Origin of the sequence: Sphingobium sp. B1D7B, from assembly GCF_025961965.1 — a bacterium.
In the GTDB taxonomy this organism is placed as follows: Bacteria; Pseudomonadota; Alphaproteobacteria; order Sphingomonadales; family Sphingomonadaceae; genus Sphingobium.
Window position 1 is genome coordinate 2,355,021 of the sequence record NZ_JAOQOR010000001.1, and the last position, 23,375, is coordinate 2,378,395.

26 protein-coding genes are annotated in these 23,375 nt (G+C 64.5%); 23 read left to right on the top strand and 3 right to left on the bottom strand.

Annotation, left to right across the window (positions count from 1 at the left end):
* The first annotated feature begins 80 nt into the window (after positions 1-80).
* The 3 genes from M2336_RS10950 to M2336_RS10960 are packed head-to-tail and all read left to right on the top strand — an operon-like array spanning position 81 to position 1,565.
* Positions 81-449 carry a PRC-barrel domain-containing protein gene (locus M2336_RS10950; RefSeq protein ID WP_181559327.1) on the top strand — a complete coding sequence of 123 codons (369 nt, stop codon included), beginning with the start codon at positions 81-83 and terminating at the stop codon, positions 447-449.
* A gap of 58 nt (positions 450-507) precedes the next feature.
* Positions 508-690, top strand: a complete 183-nt coding sequence (locus tag M2336_RS10955; protein ID WP_264572550.1) for a DUF3008 family protein — start codon at positions 508-510, stop codon at positions 688-690.
* A 23-nt stretch (positions 691-713) separates the two neighbouring features.
* Positions 714-1,565 (top strand): SDR family oxidoreductase, encoded by an 852-nt coding sequence (locus M2336_RS10960; protein ID WP_264572551.1) that lies wholly within the window; start codon positions 714-716, stop codon positions 1,563-1,565.
* Between the two features lie 2 nt (positions 1,566-1,567).
* On the opposite strand, the gene M2336_RS10965 is transcribed toward M2336_RS10960, so the two are convergent.
* Positions 1,568-3,460, bottom strand: coding sequence for a hypothetical protein (locus M2336_RS10965; RefSeq protein ID WP_264572552.1), 1,893 nt, complete (start codon positions 3,458-3,460; stop codon positions 1,568-1,570).
* Positions 3,461-3,647: 187 nt separating this feature from the next.
* Between M2336_RS10965 and M2336_RS10970 the strand changes: the two genes are divergently transcribed.
* The 13 genes from M2336_RS10970 to ccoS all read left to right on the top strand — a co-directional run bounded on the left by M2336_RS10970 (position 3,648) and on the right by ccoS (position 15,929).
* The gene (locus M2336_RS10970) at positions 3,648-4,298 is read left to right on the top strand and encodes an HAD family hydrolase (protein WP_264592991.1); all 651 of its coding nucleotides are present in this window, start codon (positions 3,648-3,650) and stop codon (positions 4,296-4,298) included.
* A gap of 11 nt (positions 4,299-4,309) precedes the next feature.
* The gene (locus M2336_RS10975) at positions 4,310-5,209 is read left to right on the top strand and encodes a phosphotransferase (RefSeq protein WP_264572554.1); all 900 of its coding nucleotides are present in this window, start codon (positions 4,310-4,312) and stop codon (positions 5,207-5,209) included.
* A gap of 17 nt (positions 5,210-5,226) precedes the next feature.
* On the top strand, positions 5,227-6,282 hold the full coding sequence (locus tag M2336_RS10980; protein WP_264572555.1) for a hypothetical protein: 1,056 nt from the start codon (positions 5,227-5,229) through the stop codon (positions 6,280-6,282).
* Positions 6,283-6,415: 133 nt separating this feature from the next.
* Entirely contained in the window at positions 6,416-7,024 is a 609-nt protein-coding gene (locus M2336_RS10985; RefSeq protein ID WP_264572556.1) for an NAD(P)-dependent oxidoreductase, read from the top strand.
* Positions 7,025-7,132: 108 nt separating this feature from the next.
* Positions 7,133-7,831: a Crp/Fnr family transcriptional regulator gene (locus tag M2336_RS10990; protein ID WP_181559335.1), complete on the top strand. Its 699-nt coding sequence runs from the start codon at positions 7,133-7,135 to the stop codon at positions 7,829-7,831.
* A gap of 147 nt (positions 7,832-7,978) precedes the next feature.
* Positions 7,979-9,646 carry a cytochrome-c oxidase, cbb3-type subunit I gene (gene ccoN / locus M2336_RS10995; protein WP_264572558.1) on the top strand — a complete coding sequence of 556 codons (1,668 nt, stop codon included), beginning with the start codon at positions 7,979-7,981 and terminating at the stop codon, positions 9,644-9,646.
* Between the two features lie 12 nt (positions 9,647-9,658).
* Complete coding sequence (gene ccoO / locus M2336_RS11000; protein ID WP_264570018.1) at positions 9,659-10,393, top strand: cytochrome-c oxidase, cbb3-type subunit II; 735 nt, start codon at positions 9,659-9,661, stop codon at positions 10,391-10,393.
* On the top strand, positions 10,390-10,578 hold the full coding sequence (locus tag M2336_RS11005) for a cbb3-type cytochrome oxidase subunit 3 (protein WP_181559338.1): 189 nt from the start codon (positions 10,390-10,392) through the stop codon (positions 10,576-10,578). The genes ccoO and M2336_RS11005 overlap by 4 nt, the downstream gene beginning before the upstream one ends.
* On the top strand, positions 10,571-11,518 hold the full coding sequence (gene ccoP, locus M2336_RS11010) for a cytochrome-c oxidase, cbb3-type subunit III (protein WP_264572559.1): 948 nt from the start codon (positions 10,571-10,573) through the stop codon (positions 11,516-11,518). Before M2336_RS11005 ends, ccoP begins: the two co-directional genes overlap by 8 nt.
* 151 nt (positions 11,519-11,669) lie before the next feature.
* A complete protein-coding gene (gene ccoG, locus M2336_RS11015; RefSeq protein ID WP_264574859.1) occupies positions 11,670-13,130 on the top strand; it encodes a cytochrome c oxidase accessory protein CcoG in 1,461 nt (486 codons plus the stop codon).
* Entirely contained in the window at positions 13,127-13,582 is a 456-nt protein-coding gene (locus M2336_RS11020; protein WP_264592992.1) for a FixH family protein, read from the top strand. Before ccoG ends, M2336_RS11020 begins: the two co-directional genes overlap by 4 nt.
* Positions 13,579-15,735, top strand: a complete 2,157-nt coding sequence (locus tag M2336_RS11025) for a heavy metal translocating P-type ATPase (protein WP_264572561.1) — start codon at positions 13,579-13,581, stop codon at positions 15,733-15,735. The genes M2336_RS11020 and M2336_RS11025 overlap by 4 nt, the downstream gene beginning before the upstream one ends.
* Positions 15,732-15,929: a cbb3-type cytochrome oxidase assembly protein CcoS gene (ccoS, locus tag M2336_RS11030; protein WP_264572562.1), complete on the top strand. Its 198-nt coding sequence runs from the start codon at positions 15,732-15,734 to the stop codon at positions 15,927-15,929. Before M2336_RS11025 ends, ccoS begins: the two co-directional genes overlap by 4 nt.
* A gap of 203 nt (positions 15,930-16,132) precedes the next feature.
* Here ccoS and M2336_RS11035 read toward each other — a convergent pair whose 3' ends face one another.
* Positions 16,133-16,810: an OmpW/AlkL family protein gene (locus M2336_RS11035; RefSeq protein WP_264572563.1), complete on the bottom strand. Its 678-nt coding sequence runs from the start codon at positions 16,808-16,810 to the stop codon at positions 16,133-16,135.
* A gap of 134 nt (positions 16,811-16,944) precedes the next feature.
* Between M2336_RS11035 and hemN the strand changes: the two genes are divergently transcribed.
* The 6 genes from hemN to fghA all read left to right on the top strand — a co-directional run bounded on the left by hemN (position 16,945) and on the right by fghA (position 21,887).
* Entirely contained in the window at positions 16,945-18,267 is a 1,323-nt protein-coding gene (gene hemN, locus M2336_RS11040; protein WP_264572564.1) for an oxygen-independent coproporphyrinogen III oxidase, read from the top strand.
* 3 nt (positions 18,268-18,270) lie between these two features.
* Positions 18,271-18,969: a sulfite exporter TauE/SafE family protein gene (locus M2336_RS11045; protein ID WP_264572565.1), complete on the top strand. Its 699-nt coding sequence runs from the start codon at positions 18,271-18,273 to the stop codon at positions 18,967-18,969.
* A 98-nt stretch (positions 18,970-19,067) separates the two neighbouring features.
* Positions 19,068-20,180: an S-(hydroxymethyl)glutathione dehydrogenase/class III alcohol dehydrogenase gene (locus M2336_RS11050; RefSeq protein WP_264570027.1), complete on the top strand. Its 1,113-nt coding sequence runs from the start codon at positions 19,068-19,070 to the stop codon at positions 20,178-20,180.
* A 38-nt stretch (positions 20,181-20,218) separates the two neighbouring features.
* On the top strand, positions 20,219-20,608 hold the full coding sequence (locus M2336_RS11055; RefSeq protein WP_264572566.1) for a VOC family protein: 390 nt from the start codon (positions 20,219-20,221) through the stop codon (positions 20,606-20,608).
* A 46-nt stretch (positions 20,609-20,654) separates the two neighbouring features.
* Positions 20,655-21,038, top strand: a complete 384-nt coding sequence (locus M2336_RS11060; RefSeq protein WP_181559349.1) for a VOC family protein — start codon at positions 20,655-20,657, stop codon at positions 21,036-21,038.
* Positions 21,039-21,041: 3 nt separating this feature from the next.
* A complete protein-coding gene (fghA, locus tag M2336_RS11065) occupies positions 21,042-21,887 on the top strand; it encodes an S-formylglutathione hydrolase (protein ID WP_264572567.1) in 846 nt (281 codons plus the stop codon).
* 27 nt (positions 21,888-21,914) lie between these two features.
* On the opposite strand, the gene M2336_RS11070 is transcribed toward fghA, so the two are convergent.
* Positions 21,915-22,226 (bottom strand): DUF3817 domain-containing protein, encoded by a 312-nt coding sequence (locus M2336_RS11070; RefSeq protein ID WP_264572568.1) that lies wholly within the window; start codon positions 22,224-22,226, stop codon positions 21,915-21,917.
* Between the two features lie 150 nt (positions 22,227-22,376).
* Here M2336_RS11070 and M2336_RS11075 point away from each other — a divergent pair, with 150 nt between their 5' ends.
* Positions 22,377-23,372 (top strand): MarR family transcriptional regulator, encoded by a 996-nt coding sequence (locus M2336_RS11075; protein WP_264572569.1) that lies wholly within the window; start codon positions 22,377-22,379, stop codon positions 23,370-23,372.
* The last annotated feature ends 3 nt before the right edge of the window (positions 23,373-23,375 follow it).

Consider the following 23,375-nt stretch of genomic DNA (forward strand, 5'->3'; position numbering starts at 1 on the left):
TTGGCACCTTGGTCCCGGTTGGATCGGCAAACCCCTTCCGTGGATCGAGGCCTACCTTCAACAGGAAGAGGACCAGGCTCATGGCTACCGAAATCGCAATTGACGAAACTCAGCGCCTCATCTCCTCGGACAAGGTCGAGGGAACGACGGTGTACAACCGGCAGGGCGAGAAGCTCGGGACGGTGCGCAACTTCATGGTCGATAAGAGGAGCGGCAAGGCTGAATATGCCGTAATGTCGTTCGGCGGGCTGTTCGGCCTCGGCAGCGATTATTATCCGCTGCCGTGGGACATGCTCGATTATGATACCGAATATGGCGGCTATGTCGTCGACATCGAGAAATCCCGTCTCGAAGGCGCGCCGCGATATGCGCAGGAAGACCCCGTCTACGACCATGGCTACGGGCGGCAGGTCTACGGATATTGGGGGATCCCTTATCCCTTCGTCTGATCGACAGGCACAGGCCGCCCGGCACGAACGGGCGGCCTTTTAATTTGGAGGCTTACTCATGCCAGCCAAATCCAAAGCGCAGCAGAAAGCCGCCGGGGCAGCCTTGTCTGCCAAACGCGGCGACAGCGCCAAATCCGACCTCAAGGGTGCCTCACGCGAGATGTATGACTCGATGAGCAAGAGCCAGCTTGAGGATTTTGCCTCCGGCAGCCGCAAGGGCAAGCCGGACCACGTCAAGTGACGTGCTGAACGGAAGAATGATCCATGACTGACACAATCGACATGATCCACGAAGACAATCTGCCCGGTGACGAGCATAAGCTCGATCCCCAGCCCGAATTCATGCCGCGTTACCCGGGATCGGGCCGATTGAAAGGCAAGGTCGCGGTCGTGACCGGTGCGGATAGCGGGATCGGCCGGGCGGTTGCGGTGCTGTTCGCGCGTGAAGGCGCGGACGTCGCCATCGCTTATCTGTGCGAGCATGAAGACGCCGCCAAGACGCAAAAGTTGGTCGAACAGGAAGGCGCTCGCGCGCTCGTGTTTGCGGGCGATCTGGGCGACAAGGCTGTCTGTCAGGACCTGATCGATCGCACAGTGGGCGCGTTCGGGCGTCTCGACATCATCGTCAACAATGCCGGCGAGCAGCACCCGGACAAGGCGATCGAGGACATCACCGAGGAACAGCTCAAGCGCACGTTCCAGACAAACATCTACTCGATGTTCTTCGTGGTGCAGGCGGCGATGCCGCATCTTCGCGAGGGCGCCGCGATCGTCAACTGCACCTCCGTCACGATGTATCAGGGCTCCAAGGAACTGCTCGATTATTCGAGCACCAAGGGCGCCATCACGGCGTTCACCCGCTCGCTCAGCGAAAACCTCATCGACAAGGGCATTCGCGTCAACGCCGTGGCGCCGGGGCCGATCTGGACGCCACTCAACCCGTTCGGCGGTGCCAGCAAGGAGAAACTCGCGCATTTCGGCGAGAGCACGCCGATGGGTCGCCCGGGCCAGCCGAACGAAGTCGCGCCGTGCTTCCTGTTCCTCGCCTGCGAGGATTCCAGCTATATGAGCGGGCAGGTGCTCCACCCCAATGGCGGGATGGTCGTCGGCTCCTGAGTTCAGCGCCTCTGCCTGTCCGTTCGCGCCGCTGTGAGCAAAGCGTTGTCCACAGCGTCGTGACGGCCGGCAGCGTCCTGCTCGAGCGCAGCGCAGATGGCGCTGCTCGCCATCGGCGCTGCTTCCATCAACTTGCCCATCCGGGCCGGCAATCTGGCCACGGTGATGCCGGCATACCAACAGGTCTGGGCAAGGCTGACGTGACCCATCAAATCCGGCTTGGCATCATAGAGCGCCATCTCATGAAAGCGAGGCGCGATATCCAGCGTGTCGGCATAGACCGCCATGGTCGCGGCGCTGGCGAGCGCGACCTGATCCCCGATCATGAGTGTGCCATATTGATGGCCCATCGCCGCATCGGCAAGCAGCGTGGGCGTCGCCCGGCAAGCGGCCAAGGCGTCGCTCCAGCGGAAGGCTTTCGCGCCGATGACCTTGTCCGGGCGGATGCGCAGGATGAGATCGAATTCGTCGCCTCGGGCGATCGCCATGTCCGACGCGGCCTTGAGCTTGTAGTGCATCTTGCGGGGGTTGGACCAACCCGTAAAATCCGGGTCGCTATCGTCCTCCAGCACCACATGCTCGGTGCTATAAAAGGCTTCGAGTTCAGCCTTGCTGACGACCCCGCCATCCGCCAGCGCGGCGAACAGCGCGGGGTAGCGCTCGGCCATGCCGGGCATGCCGATGCGCCCGGCGTGCAGGCGCCACGCTTCGCAAAAGGCTTCGCCGGCGAAGGGCAGATAAGCGCGGAACGGCTCTGCGCCCGAGCGCCCGATCTTGCTCCAGCTATGGATGAAGAATTGGCAGTCCGCGTCCCGCAGCAAGCTGGCCTGCCAGGTCGGGAAGGCCGCGCGGTAGCCACGCAGCTGGCCCGAAACGCACACGGCAATGCGCGGACGGCGCCGCCCGAGCTTGAGGAAAGGCGCCTTGCCCGTGACCTTGTCCTCCACGAAAGCGGCCGCCTGCCATGGCCTGGAGTCCAGCCGGGCAAGCGCTGCGTTCGACCTAGCGCGATCAGCAGTCGAGCGCAGCTTGAGGCCCGGCTGCGCCAGCGCGGCCAGGTCCGGACCGAGGGCCGTCGTGACTGCCGCTGCGCTCGCGGGACCATCCGGCGAAACCGCCCATCGCAGCGCCAGAGAGCGCGCCGCCGCGCCATCGTCCTCATCGGTTGCACCACCCGGATATGCGCTGCGATAGGCCGCCAGCCATGCTGCAAGTTGTGCGTCTGCACGGCGTGATCCCGTAATCCACAAGAAGAGCAGCAATTGCCAGGCGGGGAACCGATTTACCAGTGCATCGGGCGGCGTGTTCTCCGCGAGACCGGCCAGATCGGCGATGTTCGGCTGAAAATGCACCGCATCGAACATGCCATTATAGGGCAGGCTGAGTTCGTGTCGGTCCAGTTGCGGCAGCAGGTCGAGATGCCAGCGCGAGATCGCGGCTTCGTCCTGCCAGCCCTGCAGGGGGTGGCGCAGCAGCAGTACGGCGATCAAAAAGCCGCGGTCGCGCGCGCCCTCATCCCACAAAGCTGTCAGAACGGGCCGAAGAAGCTCGGCCGCCTTCTTAAGCACGCCCTGATTGCCGCCCGCGTGGGCTGCTGCGATCCGCGCGCAGAGGGCAGGGGGCGTGCCGTCGCGATCGCGCTCAAGGACGAGGATGCGGAGGAGATCGTCCAGCCGCTCCCGACCCCAGTCCGTCGGCAAAGCCTCGTCGATCAGCGCGCCGGTCAGCGCGCGCCCGGCGCCCTCAAAGGCGCGGTGGGCCGTTATGCCCTCCTTAAATATTGCCTCGTAAATCTCCAAGGCAGGGGTATAGTTTGAGGCCTCGGTCAATTCTTTGGCTGCGGCAAGCCGATCGTCGAGGAACTCGCTTGCAGGTTTTCCATTTACAGACTTCACGGGTTTTCCTCGATGGCCAATGGCGCGCGCGTTCAACCTAGCAAGATTTCGGATTAAGAATTCAACCCATTTCCACATTCTCACGACGGCCAGCTGAGAGAATGCTCGCCAGCGCGACAGATGTGCGTCGATTGCAGGGGGTTATTTGAGGGTCGATGGTCGTTTTAGTTAAATCGCGGGGCCGGAAATGACGCCGGACGTGTCCGTGAAGCCATGGCCGCTCGGCGTGGACCTCTCCGCCTATGACGCCCTGCTGTTCGATCTGGATGGCACGCTGGTCGATACCATGCCGCTCCACGGGCTCGCCTACGCAGCCGTGTTCGATGCGCGCGGCTATCGCTTCACCATGGATGATTATCTTGCAAATGTCGGTCCGCCCGCCCGGATCGCGATCCCGGCTTTTGCGGCAGTGGCGGGCATGGGTGAGATCGACGATGCGACGATCGCCGCCCTCCATGCCGAGAAGAAGGCGCATTTCAAGACCGTGCTGCGGCAGGAGAAGGCCCCGGCCCTGACCGCCTCACACTTGCTGGCGCGTCATGCCGGCACGATCCCCATGGCACTGGTGTCGTCGGGCAATCGGGATGGCGTCGAAGCGATCTTGGAAACGATGGCGTGGCGCCCCCATTTCGGCGCCGTGGTCAGCGGCGACGATGTGGCGCAAGGCAAGCCGCATGCCGAACCTTATCTCACCGGCGCGGCGTTGCTGGGGGTAGCGCCCGCACGCTGCCTCGTGTTCGAGGATACGCCGGTCGGGATCGCGTCCGGCCTTGCCGCTGGCATGACTGTCATCGACGTGACCCAAGCCGGCGTCATCCATCGGCCGGGCAAATCATGACAGGACCAGAGTTGACCCTCGACAGCCACCCGGCCTTGCGGATGTTCCGCGAGGTCATTCCGCTCTCCGGCTTTTCCGGCGCGACCGTCGCGCTGGTCCGTGATGGGGGGCAGCCCTTCGTGCGCAAGGCGGCCAATCTTGTCGATGCCAACGGGTCGTTGCGCGATCAGGCGGTGCGGCAGCAGGCGCTGGCTGGGCTGGTGGAAGGCTGTGCCGGGATGCCCGAGGTGCTCGACATGGGCGAGCAGGACGGGCTGTTCTATTTCGACATGGCGTTCATCCCGTCGCGCGATGCGGTCAATTTCCTCTCCAATGGCACCTTCGACAATGTCGCCGATTTCGCCGACCGCGTGGAGCGGCTGATGAGCCGCCTAGCGGTTTCGGTGCCGGTCAGCCAGCCGCCACTCGCCCCGCGCAAGAGCCTGCTGGTGGACAAGCTGCAGCAGATCGCCGACAAGACTGGCGCTATGCACGAACAAGCGCTCGCCCCTCTGGTGGAGGCGGCACAGCGCATGGATGTGCTGGTGGCGGACGAAAAGCCCACCGCAGCGCATGGCGATCTGACCTTCGAGAACATCCTCGTCGACCGGCGCGGCGCCTTGTGGCTGATCGATACGATCACATCGCCCTTCGATCATGTCTGGATCGACTGGTCCAAGCTGTTCCAGGAATGCGAAGGACTCTGGCACGCCCATCGTGGCCGGCCTCTGGCCCGGGGCGTGACATGGTGGCTGCGGCAGCGCTTCCATGCTGCCGCGACCGCGCTGGACCCGGCTTATCCGGCGCGCCATTACATCCTGCTCGGCCTCACCTTCGCGCGCATCCTGCCTTATGCGAAGACCAACGAGGACCGGGCCTTCGTTGCCCGGCGGGTGGCCGAATGCGGCCGCGCTGCCCTGGACAATCTTTGACGCGAGAGAGAAGACCTATGAAGATCATCGTACCCTGCGCCGGCCGCTCCTCCCGCTTCCCTAACATGGCGCCCAAGTGGATGCTGCCCGACAATGATGGCCTGCCGATGGTCTTCAAGGCGGTGCAGGGGCTCGGCGCCAATGTTGATGACTTCATCTTCACGATCCTGCGCGAGCATGAAGAGCGCTTCCAGGCCCAGGAAGGTCTGCGCGCCGCCTTTGGGCAGAAGGTCAATTGCGTTATTCTGGACGAGCCGACGCGCAGCCAGTCCGAGACGGTCGCCCAGACGCTGCTCAAGAGCGGCATCGACGAGCCCTTCATGGTGAAGGACAGCGACAATTATTTCGAGGTCCCGCACCTCTATCAAACGTACAATTATGTGTGCGTCGCTTCGCTCAGCAGCTTCAGCCAGGTCAACCCGCAGAACAAGAGCTATGTTCAGGTCGATCAGGAAGATGTGATCGTCAATTTCCGCGAAAAGCAGGTCATCTCCGATCTGTTCAGCGTCGGCGGCTATTATTTTTCCAGTCCGCGCGAGTTCCTGGCGGCTTATGACGAGCTGATGGGCCAGCCGCGCCTGTCCGCCGGCGAGCTCTATCTCTCCGAGATTATCGGCTATCTGGCGATGCAGGGCTCGGTGTTCCGGATACAGCGGATCAAGCAGTATCAGGACTGGGGGACGGTCCACGAGTGGCGCGAATATCTGCAGGGCCACCGGGTGTTCTTCATCAGCGTCGATGGCTTCCTGTTCGAGCAGGGGTCGCTGTTTTTCAAGCCCGGCTTCGAGGAAGTGAAGCCCAATCCGGTGGCGATCGAGACGGTGCAGAAACTGGCGGCGGAGGGACAGAAGATCTTCTATCTCTCCATCCGTCCGCATGAGCTGGAAGCGCTGACCAAGAGCCAGCTCGCCGCCGCTGGCCTGCCGGAGCGGCCGCTGCTGCTCGGCTGCGATCTCGCGCAGTGGACGCTGCTGACTGCGCCGCATTCCAATCAGCCGTTCCGCACCTCGCATGCTGTCGAGATCGCTGCGGATGACCCGAACATGGCGGAAAAGCTGGCCGTTGATCGCTGACGTCGGGAAACCCGGCGCTGGTCTCTTGCCTTTGTCCGGCTTGACCCTAAGAACGGGCCCTTAGAATAGGCAAAGTCAATTTGGGTGTCGCGGGCTTGGCGCGCGATGTGCGCGATAAGAGAGGAATGCAGGCATGAAGATCGCAATCATGGGTGCCACTGGCAATGCAGGCCAGCGTCTGGTCGATGAGGCCGTGAGTCGCGGGCACAGTGTCACCGGCATTTCGCGCAGCGCAGACACCGAAGCGCCGCGCGAGGGCGTGACGTGGGTGAAGGCCGACATCAATGATGTCGACGACATGGCGAGCAAGATCGCCGGCCACGATGCGGTCATTCTCTCCATGCCGTTCAAGTCGCTGGATGCGGACAATGTGTTCGCGGTGGCACGCAAAGCCGGGTGCTGGCTGCTGGTCGTCGGCGGCGCGGCGAGCCTGCAGACCGAGGATGGTGTGGTGCTGCTCGATACGCCGGGTTTCCCGGACTTCATCAAGGTCGAGGCCGCGCCGGCGCGCGATTTTCTTAACCAGTTGAAGGCCGGACCGGGCTTTGATTGGACGTTCCTGTCGCCGGCCATGATGTTCGGACCGGGCGAGCGCACCGGCACCTTTCGCCTCGGCACCGAGACGCTGCTGACGGCGCCGGATGGCAAAAGCTCGATCAGCTATGAGGATTTCGCCGTCGCGATGATCGACGAGATCGAGACGCCCAAGCACAAGAACATGCGGTTCACCGTTGGCTACTGACGGCGGTGTCTTCCATGAAGGGTGAGGGCCGGGGCGTTCAATATCTCTTTGGCATAGATGGACGCTTAGGCCGTTGGAAAGTCTCGACGACTGCTGTAAAGAGTCGCGGTGACTAGCTGCCAACAATGTGTCGTGCGGAACCGCGCGATCTGTTCATCTTTGGATACCTCCGAGCTGGAGGTGCTCAACAAGATCGGTCGTCGCGTGCCCGTGCATCGCGGGCAGACGCTGATGTGGGAAGGCGATGACAGCTTGCTGGTCGCCAATGTGATCGACGGGGTGCTCAAGCTGTCCACCTCGACAGCGGACGGCCGCGAACAGATCGTCGGCGTTGTCTATCCGTCCGATTTCATCGGGCGTCCGTTTGGCAGCACGACTCAGCACAGCGTCACTGCCCTGTGCGATGCGCAGGTGTGCCTGTTTACGCGCTCGTCCTTCGACGATTTCGCCCGCACGCATCCGGAGCTGGAGCACAAGCTGCTCCAACGGACCCTCACCGAATTGGATCGCGCGCGTCACTGGATGCTGCTGCTCGGGCGCAAGAGCGCCGGAGAGCGTGTCGCGACCTTCCTGCTCGAAATGGCGCAACGGCTTGCCGACGCGAGCTGTAGCGGCAGCGATCTTGTCGAGCGCTTCGAACTGCCGCTCACCCGCCAGCAGATGGCCGATCTGCTGGGCCTGACCATCGAGACTGTGAGTCGCCAGCTCACCCGGCTCCGCCAGGCCGGGATCATCGATCTGCCGGATCGGCGGACTGTCGTCATCCTCGATCATGACGCCATGGAGGCCGAAGCCGGCAACGGCTGAGGGCCACGTTCCTCGTCGGTGTGCATCATGGCGCGCCGGCCACCCCGCAGACCGCGTTCTTCCCGTTGACCCATGTCAATGATGCCTAGCCCCCGCTGATCCACAGCGACAGCACAGTCCCAGGACTGTGCTGCTCAAGGGGTTTCTATGACCGGTCTAACAATGAAGGCGGGAGGCTGGCTCCTGCTCGCCATTCTCGCGATGCTCGCCTCCGCGCTCGCCGTGGATTCCGGATTTGCCATCCACATGGTCATTGCGTCGCTCGCGGCGCTGCTCGCCATGATGGGGACGCTTCGCTCCGCCGATTGGGGCGGGATGGCGCGCGGCATTTTGCGCATGCCCGATCAGGGGCATTATGATGACGATCCGGTGCGCTGGGGCGTTATCGCCACGGTGTTCTGGGGCATGGCCGGTTTTCTCGCCGGGCTCTACATTGCCTTGCAGCTTGCCTTCCCGGCGCTCAACCTGGGGCTGGAATATACCAGCTTCGGGCGCTTGCGGCCGCTGCACACCTCGGCAGTGATCTTTGCCTTCGGTGGCAATGCCCTGATCGCGACCAGCTTTTATGTAGTGCAGCGCACCTGCCGCGCCCGGCTTGCCTTCCCCTCGCTCGCGCGCTTCGTCTTCTGGGGCTACCAGCTCTTCATCGTGCTCGCCGCGACCGGCTATCTCCTCGGCATCACCGAGGCGAAGGAATATGCCGAGCCCGAATGGTATGTCGACCTGTGGCTCACCATCGTTTGGGTCGCCTATCTCGCGGTCTTCGTCGGGACGATCGTCAAGCGCAGCGAGCCGCATATCTATGTGGCGAACTGGTTTTACCTGAGCTTCATCCTCACCATCGCGATGCTCCACATCGTCAACAACCTGTCGATGCCGGTCAGCCTGCTGGGCTCCAAGAGCTATAGCGCCTTTGCTGGCGTGCAGGATGCGCTGACCCAGTGGTGGTACGGCCATAACGCCGTGGGCTTCTTCCTCACCGCCGGCTTCCTGGCGATGATGTACTATTTCGTGCCCAAGCAGGCCGAGCGGCCGATCTACAGCTATCGCCTGTCGATCATCCACTTCTGGTCGCTGATCTTCCTCTACATCTGGGCCGGCCCACACCACCTCCACTACACCGCGCTGCCCGACTGGGCGCAGACGCTGGGCATGGTCTTCTCGGTCATGCTGTGGATGCCGAGCTGGGGCGGCATGATCAACGGCCTGATGACGCTGAACGGGGCATGGGACAAGGTCCGCACTGATCCGATCATCCGCATGATGGTGATGGCGCTCGCCTTCTACGGCATGAGCACCTTCGAGGGGCCGATGCTCTCGATCAAGAGCGTGAACAGCCTCTCGCACTATACGGACTGGACCATCGGCCACGTTCACTCGGGCGCGCTTGGCTGGAACGGCATGATCACCTTCGCGGCGATCTACTATCTTACGCCGCGGCTGTGGGGCCGCAACCGGCTCTACTCGCTGCGCATGGTCAACTGGCACTTCTGGCTCGCGACCGTCGGCATCGTCTTCTACGCCTCGGCGATGTGGGTCGCTGGCATCATGCAGGGCCTGATGTGGCGGGAATATGGCGCGGACGGTTACCTTGTCTACGCCTTCTCGGACACCGTCCGTGCGATGTTCCCGATGTACGTACTGCGCGCCTTTGGCGGACTGCTTTACCTCTCGGGCGCGGTGTGCATGACCATCAATGTGTGGCGCACCATCCTCGGCCACCAGCGCGTCGAAGCGCCGATGAGCGACGCTGCCTATGACGCCGCGAAGGACCGGCCGATCACTCACAAACCTGCTGCGGTTCCCGCGGAATAAGGACGGAAAACCATGTCGAGCTTTGCACAGAAGCACAAGAAGCTGGAGCGCAACGTCACGCTCCTTGCCGTCGCTGCCTTCGCCGCGGTTACCGTGGGCGGGATCGTGGAGATCGCACCGCTCTTCTGGATCGACAACACGATCGAGAAGGTGGAGGGAATGCGTCCCTACACGCCGCTGGAGCTGGCGGGCCGGAACATCTACATGCGGGAGGGCTGCTACAACTGCCACTCGCAGATGATCCGTCCGTTCCGCGACGAGGTGGAGCGCTACGGCCATTACAGCCTCGCCGCCGAGAGCATGTATGATCACCCATTCCAGTGGGGCTCCAAGCGGACCGGGCCGGACCTGGCGCGCGTCGGCAAGCGCTACTCGGATGAGTGGCACGTCCAGCACCTCATCGATCCGCGCAGCGTGGTGCCGGAATCGATCATGCCGACCTATGCCTTCCTCACCAAACGTGAGCTGAAAGCGGGCGACATGACGGCCCATCTCACGGCGCAGCGCCGGGTGGGCGTGCCCTATAGCGATGAGGACATCGAGAAGGCGAATGCCGATCTGCTGGCGCAGGCCGATCCCGAGGCCGACACCGCCGATCTCCTCAAGCGCTACCCCAAGGCGCAGGCCCGCGATTTCGACGGAAACCCGTCCAAGCTGACCGAGATGGACGCACTCGTCGCCTATCTCCAGATGCTCGGCACGCTGGTCGATCTGGACAGCGCCGCCCCGCAGGAGGTGGAGCGATGAGCTATAACGATCTGCGCCATTTCGCGGACAGCTACGGGCTTTCGGCAATGGTGGTGCTCTATTTCGGCCTGTGCGCATGGGCGTTCCGTCCCGGCTCGCGCCGGAGCAACCAGGACGCCGCGCACCTGATCTTCGCCGAAGATGGCGAGGCTGCAGCCCATGACAGGAAGAACAACCATGGCTGAGAAGAAACGCATCGACGCGCCGACCGGCACCCAGACCGTCGGCCATGAATGGGACGGGATCGAGGAGCTCGATACCCCCATGCCGCGCTGGTGGGTCTGGACTTTCTACGCAACGATGGTGTTCGCGATCGGCTATGTGGTGGTTTATCCCGCTATTCCCTTCGCGCATGAAGCCAGCAAGGGGCTGTTCGGCTGGTCCAGCCGCGGGCAGCTCCAGCAGGTGATGGATGCCGAGACCGCGCGCCGCACGCCGATCCTCTCGGCTATCGCTGCCACGCCCATCGAGAAGCTGGTCGCCCAGCCAAAGCTCATGGAAGCGGCGATGCAGGGTGGTGCAGCCGCGTTCAAGGTGCATTGCGTGCAGTGCCATGGTTCGGGCGCTGCCGGCGCCAAGGGTTACCCGAATCTGGTGGATGACGACTGGCTGTGGGGCGGCGACCTGCAATCGATCGAATATACGATCACTCATGGCGTGCGGAACCCGGATGAGCCGCAGACTCGCACGAGCCTGATGCCCGCCTTCGGCAAGGACGGCATTCTCACCGGCACGCAGGTTCAGGATGTAGTGAGCCATGTCCGCGTGATCAGCGGGCAGGAGAAGGCCAGCGCTTCCTCACGGCGTGGCGACGTGCTGTTCCAGCAGAATTGCGCGGTTTGCCACGGCCCGGCGGGCAAGGGACTGCGTGAATTCGGTGCGCCGAACCTGACCGACCCGATCTGGCTCTATGGCGGCGATCGAGACACGCTGACCCAGACCGTGACGAACAGCCGTCGGGGTGTGATGCCCGCCTGGGGCCATGCGCTCGACAAGGCGACGATCCGCATGCTGGCCGTCTACGTCCACGGCCTTGGCGGTGGCGAGGCGACGCCGGTCGCAGCGCAGATTGCCGCTGAGGCTGCCGGGGCACCGGAGGCGCAGGCCAACGCCGCAACACCATAAGGCGCAGCCGGCCCTTCCTCCGCGCGTCGGGGGAGGGGCCGGCTGCCGCTCATTTCGTTGATCCTGCTCAATGTCGTTTGAGCCGACTGCGCCTAAGCGAAGATCGATCGGAGGCAATCTGATGCCGAAGACGCCAACAACGGACGCTGCCATGTCCCCCGTGAATGATGTTACCGCGCCAGCGGAAAGCCTCTACGCCAAGCGCAAGTCGGTCTTCCCCAAGCAGGTCGATGGGCCGTTCCGCCGCTTCAAGTGGCTGGTGATGGCCGTCACCCTGACGATCTATTGGGCCACGCCCTGGATCCGCTGGGATCGCGGGCCGCACGCGCCCAATCAGGCGGTGCTGGTCGATCTCGCCAATCGCCGCTTCTTCATGTTCGGCATCGAGATCTGGCCGCACGAATTCTATTATGTCGCCGGCCTGCTCATCATGGCGGGCGTCGGTCTGTTTCTGGTGACCTCCGCCGTCGGCCGCGCCTGGTGCGGCTATGTCTGCCCGCAGACGGTCTGGACCGATCTGTTCCAGCATGTCGAGCGCTTCCTCGATGGGGATCGCAACGCGCAGATCAGGCTGGAGAAAGCGCCCTGGACCCCGACGAAGGTCTGGAAGCGGCTGCGCAAATGGGCGGTCTGGCTGGTCATCTCGTTCCTAACCGGCGGCGCGTGGATCTTCTACTTTGCCGATGCGCCGACGCTGCAACACCAGTTCTGGACCGGGCAGGCGCCGTTCGTCGCCTATGGCACCACCTTCGTGCTGACCATGACGACCTTCATCTTCGGCGGCTTCATGCGCGAGCAGGTGTGCATCTACATGTGCCCCTGGCCGCGCATCCAGACCGCGATGACAGATGAGAAATCGCTCATCGTCACCTACAAGCACTGGCGCGGCGAGCCCCGCACCAAGGGGCTGAAGAAGGCGCAGGATGAAGGGCTGCCGACCGGCGACTGCATCGACTGTCTGCAATGCGTGCAGGTCTGCCCGACCGGGATCGACATTCGCGAGGGACCGCAGATCGGGTGCATCACCTGCGCCTTGTGCATCGATGCCTGTGACAAGGTGATGGCGCAGATCGGCCGCCCGCGCGGCTTGATCGACTACGCCACGGAGATCGACTGCGAGGCCGAAATGAAGGGCGAGGCGCCGGCGCCCGTGCGCAAGCGCCTCTTCCGTCCGCGCACAATTGCCTATTTCGCGATCTGGGCGAGCATTGGCCTTGCCATGCTGTTCGCGCTGGGCGTGCGTTCGCGCATCGACATCGCGGCCAATGCGGAGCGCAATCCGGTCTATGTCCGTCTGTCCGACGGGTCGATCCGCAACAGCTATCTGATCAAGGTGCGCAACATGCAGAGCCGCGCGCGCCCGATGGCCATCGGCCTCGATGGGCTGGACGGCGCGCTGATGTGGCGCGAGGGCCAGACCCGCGATCAGGCGAGCCGGACCCTGCAAATCGACGTGCCGCCCGATCAGGTGCTCAAGGAACGTGTGCATGTGGTTGCGCCGGCGCAGGGCTTTGCCCGCCAGGACTTCGCCTTCACACTGCGCACGCTCGATGAACAGAAAGAGGCTGCGCAGGATGATGAGAGCTTTGTTCGCCCGGAGGAAGGCCAATGACCCGCAAGTTCACCGGACGGCACATTACCGTCATTCTCGTCAGCTTTTTCGGCGTGGTCATGGCGGTCAATTTCACCATGGCCTTCCTCGCCAGCTCCACCTTTGGCGGGCTGGTGGTGCAGAACAGCTATGTCGCCAGTCAGGAGTTCAACAAATGGCTGGCGCAGGCTCGCGCCGAAAACGCGCTGGGCTGGGCGCTCACGCTGAATCGGACTGCGGAGACACGGCTGAGCGCGACGCTGCGCAGTGCGAATACGCCGATGAACGATGTGGCGCTGACCGCCACCGCCCGTCACCCGCTTGGCCGCAAGCCGGATATCGCGCTGCAGTTCCGGGCGCTCGGCGATGGCGTGTATGAGAGCCTGCAGCCTTTGCCGCAAGGCCGCTGGATCGTCCATGTGCGGGCCCGCGCCCACGGGCGGGAGATCAACCGGGTGGTCGATCTGTCATGACCTATGTGGCGCCAAGGCCCGATTGGTCGGCGGATGCGGTGGAAACCCGCCTCGCCGTGCCGGACATGCATTGCGCCGGCTGCATTTCCAAGATCGAGCGGCTGTTGCCATTGCAGCCGGGAGTCCACGCCGCCCGCGTGAACTTCTCGGCCAAGACGGTAATCGTCGCACATGCCGCCGATCTGGCCGAGCCGGACCTGCTGCAAGCCTTCGATGCGATCGGCTTCGAGGCGCAGCCGCTGCACAGTGCGGCGGCACATGAGCGCAGCCAGACGCTGCGCAAGCTCATTCGCGCCCTTGCTGTTGCGGCCTTCGCAGCGATGAATGTCATGCTGCTCTCGGTCTCGGTCTGGTCCGGGGCGGATGGCAGCGCGCGCGCGCTGTTCCACTGGATTTCGGCGCTGATCGCCATCCCGGCGGTCAGCTATGCGGGGCAGCCCTTCTTCCGCTCGGCCTTCAGGGCGTTGCGAGCGGGAACCACCAACATGGACGTGCCGATCTCCATCGGCGTCATTCTCGCAACCTCGATGAGCCTTTACGAGACGATCATCGGTGGGCGCCACGCGTGGTTCGATGGCGCGTTGATGCTGCTCACCTTCCTGCTCGCGGGCCGCGTGCTGGACGAGATGATGCGCGCGCGCGCCGCGAGTGGTGCCGAAGCGCTCGTCCGCCGCACCGCGCCCGGTGCGATGAGGCTGGCGGAAGATGGTGCGAGCCAGTGGGTGGCCGCCGACGCGCTGGCCGTGGGCGACCGCGTTCTGGTGGCGGCCGGCGAGCGCCTCGCAGCAGATGGGGTGATCGAGCAGGGCACCAGCCGGTTCGATCTCTCCTTGCTGACCGGGGAAAGCGCGCCGGTGGCGCTGCGCGCAGGCGACATGGCGACCGCCGGCACGCTCAATCTCGACGGCCCGGTGACCCTGCGCGTGAGCGCGGTGGGTGAGGGCCGGGCGATTGCCGAAATCGCCCGGTTGATGGAAGGCGCCGGCCAGGCCAAGTCCCGCTATGTCCGCCTCGCCGACAAATGCTCGCGGCTTTATGCACCGGTGGTCCATCTGCTCGCCGCCATCACCTTCGCCGGCTGGATGATTGCCGGGGCGGGTTGGCACCAGTCGCTGCTGGTCGCCATCGCCGTGCTCATCATCACTTGCCCCTGCGCGCTGGGCCTCGCCGTGCCGGTGGCGCAGGTGGTGGTCTGCGGGGCGATGATGCGGGCGGGGCTGCTGGTGAAGGACGGCAGTGCGCTGGAGCGCCTCGCGCAGGCCGATCAGGCGCTGTTCGACAAGACCGGCACCCTCACGCTCGGCCGTCCGCGTGCCTTCGGCGTGGAAGTGCTGGATGAAGAGGAGCGCAGCATCGCTCGCGCTCTGGCCATGACCAGCCGCCATCCCCTCGCGGTGGCGCTTCGGCAGGCGCTGGGCGGTGAACATGTCGGCCCGGCGGCTCTCACTGACATCGAGGATATTCCGGGCGAGGGCGTGCGCGCGCTCTGGCAGGGGCAACCGGTCGCGATGGGCAAGCCGACGCCGCAGGAACTGAGCGATAAGACCGGCGCAAGTGATGATCCGACCATGGCTGTCGCGCTGGATCTTGGCCCCGGCCGCCGCCACGTCATCCGCTTCGCCGACGCGCTGCGCCCGGATGCGGCGCGGGCGCTGGCGGACCTGCGCAGCCTCGGACTGCCGCCGGCGATCATGTCGGGCGACCGGGAGGAGGCGGTCCAGTCGCTGGCCGATCAGCTCGGCGTGCCGGCACAAGGCGGGATGAGCCCGGCCGACAAGCTGGCGCGGCTGCAATCGCTGGCCGAGGCTGGGCACAAGCCGTTGATGGTCGGCGACGGACTGAACGACGGCCCGGCACTCGCTGCTGCTCATATCTCCATGGCGCCCGGCTCGGCGAGCGATGTCGGCCAGCAGGCGGCGGACATCGTGTTTCTGGGCGATAGCCTCTCCGGCATCCCCAGGTCGGTGCGGGCCTCGCGCGCTACCATGCGCATTGTCCGGCAGAATATCGGTCTGGCGATCGGCTATAATGCGCTCGCTGTTCCGCTGGCGATTGCCGGCTATGTCACCCCGCTGATCGCCGCCGTCGCGATGTCGAGCAGTTCACTCATCGTGGTGGCGAACTCCCTCCGGTTGCGTTGGGCCGTCAGATGAACGGATTGATCTTCCTCATCCCGGTCGCCCTGCTGCTTGGTCTGACTGGCCTCGTCGCCTTCATGTGGTCGTTGCGCAATGGCCAGTTCGACGATCCGGATGGCGCCGCCATGCGCATTCTGATCGAGGATCAGGATAAGCCGGCGTCTTCGCGACCCTGTGGCATTACGGACAGTGAACGCCGTTCGTCCTGAGTAGCTGCTGAGCTTGTCGAAGCGGCGTATAGAAGGATTGGCCCCTGCGCTGCGATGCTTCGATACGGCTCTTCGATATGCGCCTGCGGCGCACCTCAGACCCTACTCAGCACGAACGGTCGGGATTTAACCACAAAAAAACGGGCCTGCTCCGGGAGAGGGAGGAGCAGACCCGCCTTGCCGGCGCGTGCCGGTAACTGGGCTTAGAAGCGGTAGCTGACGCCGCCGCTGACGACCCAGGGATCGAGTTCGTGCCGCGTTGCCAGCACGGTGGCGCCGGAGGCATTGTAGAATTCGGCAGTCGGCCGGACGAAGTAGCGCTTGGCGTCGAAGGAGATGCCAAGGCCCGTATCATTGACCGGAATGTCGACGCCGGCCTGCAGCGCGAAGCCAACCTTGCTCTTGAGCTTGGCGCTCGCGGCGCCCAGCGCGGCGGTGCCGCCCGCGCCCACCTTGGAGTCCAACACCCAGAAGTAGCTCGGCCCGGCGCCGATATAGGGTTTGATGGGGCCGGCGTTGAGGTGATATTTGAGCGTCACCGTCGCCGGCACGATCTTGATGTCATCGAGCAGCCGGTTGACGCCCTTGATCGCGCCCGCGCCATCCACATGGTGCGCGGTCATGCAGCAGATCGTCTCTACCGAGACGGCATCGCTCAGGAAATATTCGATTGCGGCGGTCGGCACCCAATTGTCGCTGGCGGCGGTGTCCGTGCCGGCGGGCAGCGTCACCGTGGCGGATTTCACCGTGTCGATCTTGCCATTCGGCAGTACGCCGGTTGCCATCAGCTTGACCTGCACCTTGCCTTGCTGCGCCTGCGCGACCCCGGGGGCAGCGAGCATCGCAAGACCGGCGACACAGCTGAGTAAACGAGCATTCATGGGTTCTTTCCTTTCTTTCCCTGAACCTGCATCGCTCATTAGGATTGGGGTGGGCGCCGCTCATTGACCCAGCGCAAGACTTGGCTTGATCGAGGTCAAGGGCAGCCAACGCTCGACAAAGTAGAGCCATTTCCATGTGGTCCTATTATCCCGATCTGCTCGCCCGGCCGGTGCCGCGCTACACCAGCTATCCGACGGCGGCCGAATTCACGGACCGGGTGGGGGAGGCCTATCTCGGCCATGCGCTGGATGCGGTGCAGCCGGGGCAACCCGTCTCGCTTTATGTGCACATCCCCTTTTGCGAGGAGATCTGCTGGTATTGCGGGTGCAACACCGGGCGCTCCAACAAGGCGCAGCGGCTGACCAGCTATCTTGATGCGCTTCATGCCGAAATTCGCACTGTCGCACAGCGCCTCGGCGGACGCGCCCGCGTCGAGCGCATCGCCTTTGGTGGCGGCAGCCCCAATGCCATTCCGCCGCTGGAGTTTGCCCGGCTGGTCGATGAGATGATGCTGGCCTTCAACTGCGGCGCGCCGGTGCTCTCGGTCGAGATCGATCCGCGCGGGTTCGACCAGCGCTGGGCGATGACGCTGGGCGTCTCCGGCACCAAACGCGCCAGCCTTGGCGTGCAGACTTTCGATCCCGCCATCCAGGCCGCAATCGGGCGGGTCCAGCCGCGCGATCTCATCGTCAGCGCGGTTGATCGCCTGCGCAGCAACGGCGTGCGGTCCATCAATTTCGATCTGATGTACGGCCTGCCGGGGCAGGATCGCGCGTTGCTCGAGCAGACGCTGGACGAGGCCATCGCCATGCGTCCAGACCGGATCGCCCTGTTCGGCTATGCGCATGTGCCGCATATGCTGCCCCGCCAGAAGCGGATCGATGCCACCCATCTGCCTGATCAGGCCGAGCGTTTCGCCATGGCGGCGCTGGGGCATGATCAGCTCGTTGCGGCTGGCTATGTGCCGGTGGGCTTCGATCATTTCGCGCTGCCCCATGACGATCTCGCCAAGGCGCAGCTGCAGGGCACGCTGCGCCGCAATTTTCAGGGCTTCACCGAGGATCGGGCCGATGTGCTGATCGGCATCGGCGCGACGGCCATCGGCCAGTTTCCGCATCTCATCGTGCAGAATGACAAGAATAGCGGCCGCTACCGGATGCGCGCCGGCGCCGGCCGCCTGACCGGCGAGCGCGGCATCCTGCGCGACGCGGATGATCAGCGGCGCGGCGCGATCATCGAGGATCTGCTCTGTGGCCGGGCCGCTAACGTCGGCACCGATCTGCACCGGACGGACCTGCGTGCCGGACTTGCGCCTTTCCTGGAGCGCGGCCTCGCTACGCTGGAGGGCAATAGCCTGCGCATCACCGAAGAGGGGCGGCCTTATGGACGCGCCGTCGCGGTGCTCTTCGACCGCCATCGCGCCCTGTCCCAGCAGCGGTTCAGCAGCGCGATCTGAGCGATGGCCGATCCGTGGACCTTCGGCGGCGGATTTCTGCTCGGCTTTGCCTCCAGCCTGCATTGCGTGGGCATGTGCGGCGGCATCGCGCTGCTGCTTGGTCAGGCGCGGGCGGAGGGCGATCATCCTGCGGTCTTCGCAGCGCGGCTCCATGCCGGTCGCATCGGTGCCTATATGGTGATGGGCGGCGCGGCGGGCGCGCTTGGTGCACTGGCGCTGGGCGGGCTGGATGCGACACTCGGCCATCTGCTCCTGCGCTGGGCGGCGGCGATGAGCCTCGCTTGGGTCGGCTTCTCGATGCTGGGTCTCATGCCGAGCCCCGCTGTGGTCGGGCACGCGATCCGGGGACAGGTGCATGTGCCGGCTTCCGTCGCAGGCGCGGCGCGATCGATGCTGCCGCCGCGCCTGCGCATGATCGCCACCGGCTTTGGCTGGGGCATGATGCCGTGCGGAATGGTCTACGGTGCGTTGCTATATGCGGCCTTTGCCGGGTCGCTCACCGGCGGTCTGCTGGTCATGGCGGGCTTTGGCATCGGCACACTGCCGGCGCTGCTGGCGGTGCAGGGCGGCGCTACGATGCTGGCCGGGCTGGCCCGCAAGCCCGGCGTGCGGACGCTTGCCGCCCTCGCAATCCTGCTCTGCGCGCTGCTCAGCCTCGGCGCCGGGGAGGCCGGCCTGCTGGCCCTGTGCCGCGCGAAATAAGCGTTCGACCGGCTTGGGCGGGGTTGCAAGAATCAGTCTCAGGTTCCAACAAGCGGCAACTGGCGCGTGAGCGCCGTTCCTTGCTGGAGAGATGGGGCATGAAAACGCGGGCTGCGGTAGCATTTGAGGCAAAGAAGCCGCTGGAGATCGTCGAGCTGGATCTGGAAGGGCCCAAGGCGGGCGAAGTTCTAGTCGAGATCATGGCGACGGGCATCTGCCATACCGACGCGTACACGCTCGACGGCCTCGACAGCGAAGGCATCTTCCCCAGCGTGCTCGGCCATGAAGGCGCGGGCATCGTGCGCGAGGTCGGCGCGGGCGTCACTTCCGTGGTGCCGGGCGACCATGTCATCCCGCTCTACACGCCGGAATGCCGCCAGTGTAAGTCCTGCCTCTCGGGCAAGACCAACCTGTGCACCGCGATCCGCGCGACGCAGGGCAAGGGCCTGATGCCGGACGGCACGACGCGCTTTTCCTACAAGGGCCAGCCGATCTACCATTATATGGGCTGCTCGACCTTCTCGAACTTCACCGTTCTGCCCGAGATCGCGGTCGCCAAGATCCGCGAAGACGCGCCGTTCAAGACGAGCTGCTACATCGGCTGCGGGGTGACGACCGGCGTGGGCGCGGTCATCAATACCGCCAAGGTTCAGGTCGGCGACAATGTCGTGATCTTTGGCCTCGGCGGCATCGGCCTCAACGTCATCCAGGGCGCGCGCCTGGCTGGCGCCAACAAGATCATCGGCGTCGACATCAACCCGGATCGCGAGGAATGGGGCCGCAAGTTCGGCATGACCGACTTCCTCAATTCCAAGGGCATGAGCCGCGAGGATGTGGTAGCGAAGATCGTGGCGATGACCGACGGCGGCGCGGACTATACCTTCGACGCGACCGGTAACACCGAAGTGATGCGCACGGCGCTGGAAGCCTGCCATCGCGGCTGGGGCACCAGCATCATCATCGGCGTGGCGGAAGCGGGCAAGGAGATCGCCACGCGGCCATTCCAGCTCGTTACCGGCCGCAACTGGCGCGGCACCGCGTTCGGCGGCGCCAAGGGCCGCACGGACGTGCCCAAGATCGTCGACATGTACATGACCGGCAAGATCGAGATCGATCCGATGATCACCCACGTCATGGGCCTTGAAGAGATCAACACCGCCTTCGACCTGATGCATGCCGGCAAGAGCATCCGCTCCGTGGTGGTGTTCTAAGGTCCGCAGGGCGGCGGTTGCGCTCGGGAGCGGCACCCATGTTCAGGCATCTGGTTCTCGGCACCAACGACATCGAGCGGGCGCGCATCTTCTATGATGCGACGTTCGCGGCGATGGGCATCGCGCCGGCGCAGGCCGATGCGAAGAGGCGGCTTCTCTATCGGGATGGTGGCGGTCTGTTCATCGTTGGCCACCCCATCGATGGCCAACCGGCCTCCCATGCCAATGGCGGGACCGTCGGCTTTCTGGCGCCCACACCGGAGGCGGTGAAGGCCTGGCATGCAGCCGGCCTGGCGCATGGCGGCCAGGCGTGCGAGGGAGAGCCGGAGAACCGGATTTCGCCCGCCACCGGGGGAGGTATCTGGGTCGCATATCTGCGCGATCCGGATGGCAACAAGCTTTGCGCGGCTTGGGACGAACCCCAGTGATGCTCCGGTGCGCGCAGGATTTTGAGTAACCAAGAGGAGAGTTACAATGTTTACGCATATCATGGTTGGCGCGAAGGACCTCGCGCAGAGCGCGAAATTCTATGACGCCGTGCTCGGCGCACTGGGCGCTGGCGCCGGCCACAACATCGGCGATCGCGCTTTCTATTCGCACAATGGCGGCACCTTCGGCATCATTTCGCCGATCAACGGCGAGCCGGCGACCCATGCCAATGGCGGCACGATCGGCTTTGCCGCTGCCGACAAGGATCAGGTCGATGCGTTCCACGCGGCCGGTGTGGCCAATGGCGGCACCAGCGAAGGCGAGCCGGGCAAGCGCCCGCAGGCGCCGGGCAACGCCTATGGCGCCTATCTGCGCGACCCGACCGGCAACAAGATCTGCGTCTTCTGCCAGCTGCCTGAAGGCGCCTGATCGATGACGCTGGAGACGCTCTCGACGAACAAGGCCTATGGCGGCGTCCAGGGCGTCTACCGGCACACATCTTCGGCGACGGGGACGGCGATGACATTCGCCGTCTTCGTTCCCGAGCATGAGCCGGGCGAAACCTTGCCCGTGCTCTTCTACCTCTCCGGTCTCACCTGCACCCATGCGAACGTGATGGAAAAGGGCGAGTATCGCGCGGCCTGCGCAGCGGAGAAGATTATCTTCGTGGCGCCGGACACCAGTCCGCGGGGCGAAGATGTGCCCGACGATGCGGAGGGCAAATATGATTTCGGCCTGGGCGCCGGCTTCTATGTCGATGCAACCCAGGCACCGTTCGCGACCCATTATCGCATGAAGAGCTATATCGAGCAGGAACTGCCGGCGCTGATCGCGGCAAATTTCCCGGTCGATATGGCGCGGCAGGGTATCACCGGACACAGCATGGGCGGCCATGGCGCGCTGACCATCGCTTTGCGCAATCCCGAGCGCTTCCGGTCCGTCTCCGCCTTGGCGCCCATCGTTGCGCCGAGCCAGGTGCCCTGGGGCCAGAAGGCGCTCGGCGGCTATTTGGGTGACGATGCATCGGCCTGGGCGCAGCATGATGCTGTCGCGCTGATCGAAGGCGGTGCGCGACTGCCCGACCTGCTGGTCGACCAGGGCGGTGCGGACAATTTCCTCGAGCAGGAGCTGCGCACGCATCTGCTGGAAGCCGCCTGTGCCAAGGCCAGTCAGCCCGCGACAATCCGCATGCAGCCCGGCTATGACCACAGCTATTATTTCATCTCGACCTTCATGGCCGAGCATATCCGCTGGCACGCCGAGCGCCTCAAGGCCTGATCTTCGCGGCCTCTTCGGCGCGCAGACTTAGACGGAGCGTGCGCGTCCTTGGGTGAGGGCGGCCTCTTGCCGCTTGAGATAGGGATCGTTGAGAAAGGTGCCGAACGGGAAGAATGCCGCCAGCGTCGTCCGCAGCCAGCCCATGACACCAAAGCCCTTGCCCGGCAGCACGAACAGCATCGCGCCGATGTAGAGCAGGAAGGCGATGCCATGGGTCATCCCGACCGGACGGATCAGCGCGGGATTGTCGAAGCCATATTTGAGCGGCATCGCGATCAGGAACAGCGCGAGGGTCGTGATGCCTTCCACCAGGGCGATATAACGGAAAATCCTGAGCATGGTGTCTCCTGAGCGGTCGATGACCTGTCGCGTCGCGATCACAGCTCTGTCGCAAGACTCACACGATATCGTCGCGCCGGTTGCCTGATCGGGTTCGATGGGCTTTATCATGCAGATGACAGCATGCCAGGGGCGAGGAGCAAAAATATCGTGACGCAAGAGGCGGATATCGGTCCCCCCCAGCTCGATGCCGGGCTTCTGGGGATGCGCCTCATGCTGCTCATGCGCGCGATCCGCGAGGGCGGCCTGCCGCTGTTCGAGGCGGAGGTGGGTTACAAAGAAATCCATCGCCATTTGCTGCTGCTGCTCGGGCTTTCCGGCGGCATGACCTCTCAGGACATCGTCGGCTTTGCCGGCTACGAAAAGGCGCAGGTCAGTCGCGCGATCAAGCCCTTGGAGCGGGACGGGCTAATCGTGCGCGAGAAGCTGCGCGCCAAGCTCACCCTCTCCCCGGCGGGGCGGGTGCTCTTCGAAAAGATCCGCGCCATCGTCCGCGCCCGTGACGGCCAGCTGGTAGGCGGTCTGGGGCGCGACGAACTGGAGCGCTTCGGCCTGCTCACCGACCAGTTGGCGCAAAAGGCGGCCCGTATCTACAATCAGGAGCGCTGCCTGAGTGTCGAGGCGGGGATCATCGGCGCGGCACCGGGCGGGGCCGGCACACCCTCATGGCCTGTCGGGCCGGAGGGCAAGAAGATCGAGCCGCCGCCGGACCTCATCGCGCCCAAGCTGGTCGGACTGGTCGCCTATCTCAAGCGCAGCGCGATGCTCTCCTGCCAGCGGATGCACGGCCTGTCGAACTTTCAGGGTCAGGTTCTCGCGCTCATCGGCTTGTACGCGCCGCTGCCGATGGCGCAGCTGATCAAGGCGATGGGCCGGGACAAGAGCCAGATCGGGCGGACGGTCTCGGCACTGGAAGAGAGCGGGCTGATCGAGCGATTCAGGCCCACCCGTCGCCGCGATATCGTCCTGCAACCGACCGAGGCCGGTGCCGTGGTGTACAAGGCGCTCCATCGCGAGGCCTCGGTGCGGGATGCCAGCCTCTGGAGTGAGGCAAGCGCCGAGGATCGGGCATTCTATCAGGCCATTGTGAGCCGCCTCATGCTCCGCGCTCGGGCTTTGAGCGGCGAGAATTCGGCTGCGGCGTGAACG

Coding starts and splice junctions, on each gene's coding strand:
- M2336_RS10950 (WP_181559327.1), top strand. CDS start 81: ATGGCTACCGAAATCGCAATTGACGAAACTCAGCGCCTCATCTCCTCG.
- ccoO (WP_264570018.1), top strand. CDS start 9,659: ATGTCGAGCTTTGCACAGAAGCACAAGAAGCTGGAGCGCAACGTCACG.
- M2336_RS10985 (WP_264572556.1), top strand. CDS start 6,416: ATGAAGATCGCAATCATGGGTGCCACTGGCAATGCAGGCCAGCGTCTG.
- M2336_RS11005 (WP_181559338.1), top strand. CDS start 10,390: ATGAGCTATAACGATCTGCGCCATTTCGCGGACAGCTACGGGCTTTCG.
- M2336_RS10955 (WP_264572550.1), top strand. CDS start 508: ATGCCAGCCAAATCCAAAGCGCAGCAGAAAGCCGCCGGGGCAGCCTTG.
- fghA (WP_264572567.1), top strand. CDS start 21,042: ATGACGCTGGAGACGCTCTCGACGAACAAGGCCTATGGCGGCGTCCAG.
- M2336_RS11050 (WP_264570027.1), top strand. CDS start 19,068: ATGAAAACGCGGGCTGCGGTAGCATTTGAGGCAAAGAAGCCGCTGGAG.
- M2336_RS11025 (WP_264572561.1), top strand. CDS start 13,579: ATGACCTATGTGGCGCCAAGGCCCGATTGGTCGGCGGATGCGGTGGAA.
- ccoG (WP_264574859.1), top strand. CDS start 11,670: ATGTCCCCCGTGAATGATGTTACCGCGCCAGCGGAAAGCCTCTACGCC.
- ccoS (WP_264572562.1), top strand. CDS start 15,732: ATGAACGGATTGATCTTCCTCATCCCGGTCGCCCTGCTGCTTGGTCTG.
- M2336_RS11035 (WP_264572563.1), bottom strand. CDS start 16,810: ATGAATGCTCGTTTACTCAGCTGTGTCGCCGGTCTTGCGATGCTCGCT.
- M2336_RS11020 (WP_264592992.1), top strand. CDS start 13,127: ATGACCCGCAAGTTCACCGGACGGCACATTACCGTCATTCTCGTCAGC.
- M2336_RS11070 (WP_264572568.1), bottom strand. CDS start 22,226: ATGCTCAGGATTTTCCGTTATATCGCCCTGGTGGAAGGCATCACGACC.
- M2336_RS11045 (WP_264572565.1), top strand. CDS start 18,271: ATGGCCGATCCGTGGACCTTCGGCGGCGGATTTCTGCTCGGCTTTGCC.
- M2336_RS10980 (WP_264572555.1), top strand. CDS start 5,227: ATGAAGATCATCGTACCCTGCGCCGGCCGCTCCTCCCGCTTCCCTAAC.
- M2336_RS11055 (WP_264572566.1), top strand. CDS start 20,219: ATGTTCAGGCATCTGGTTCTCGGCACCAACGACATCGAGCGGGCGCGC.
- M2336_RS10960 (WP_264572551.1), top strand. CDS start 714: ATGACTGACACAATCGACATGATCCACGAAGACAATCTGCCCGGTGAC.
- ccoN (WP_264572558.1), top strand. CDS start 7,979: ATGACCGGTCTAACAATGAAGGCGGGAGGCTGGCTCCTGCTCGCCATT.
- M2336_RS10970 (WP_264592991.1), top strand. CDS start 3,648: ATGACGCCGGACGTGTCCGTGAAGCCATGGCCGCTCGGCGTGGACCTC.
- hemN (WP_264572564.1), top strand. CDS start 16,945: ATGTGGTCCTATTATCCCGATCTGCTCGCCCGGCCGGTGCCGCGCTAC.
- ccoP (WP_264572559.1), top strand. CDS start 10,571: ATGGCTGAGAAGAAACGCATCGACGCGCCGACCGGCACCCAGACCGTC.
- M2336_RS11060 (WP_181559349.1), top strand. CDS start 20,655: ATGTTTACGCATATCATGGTTGGCGCGAAGGACCTCGCGCAGAGCGCG.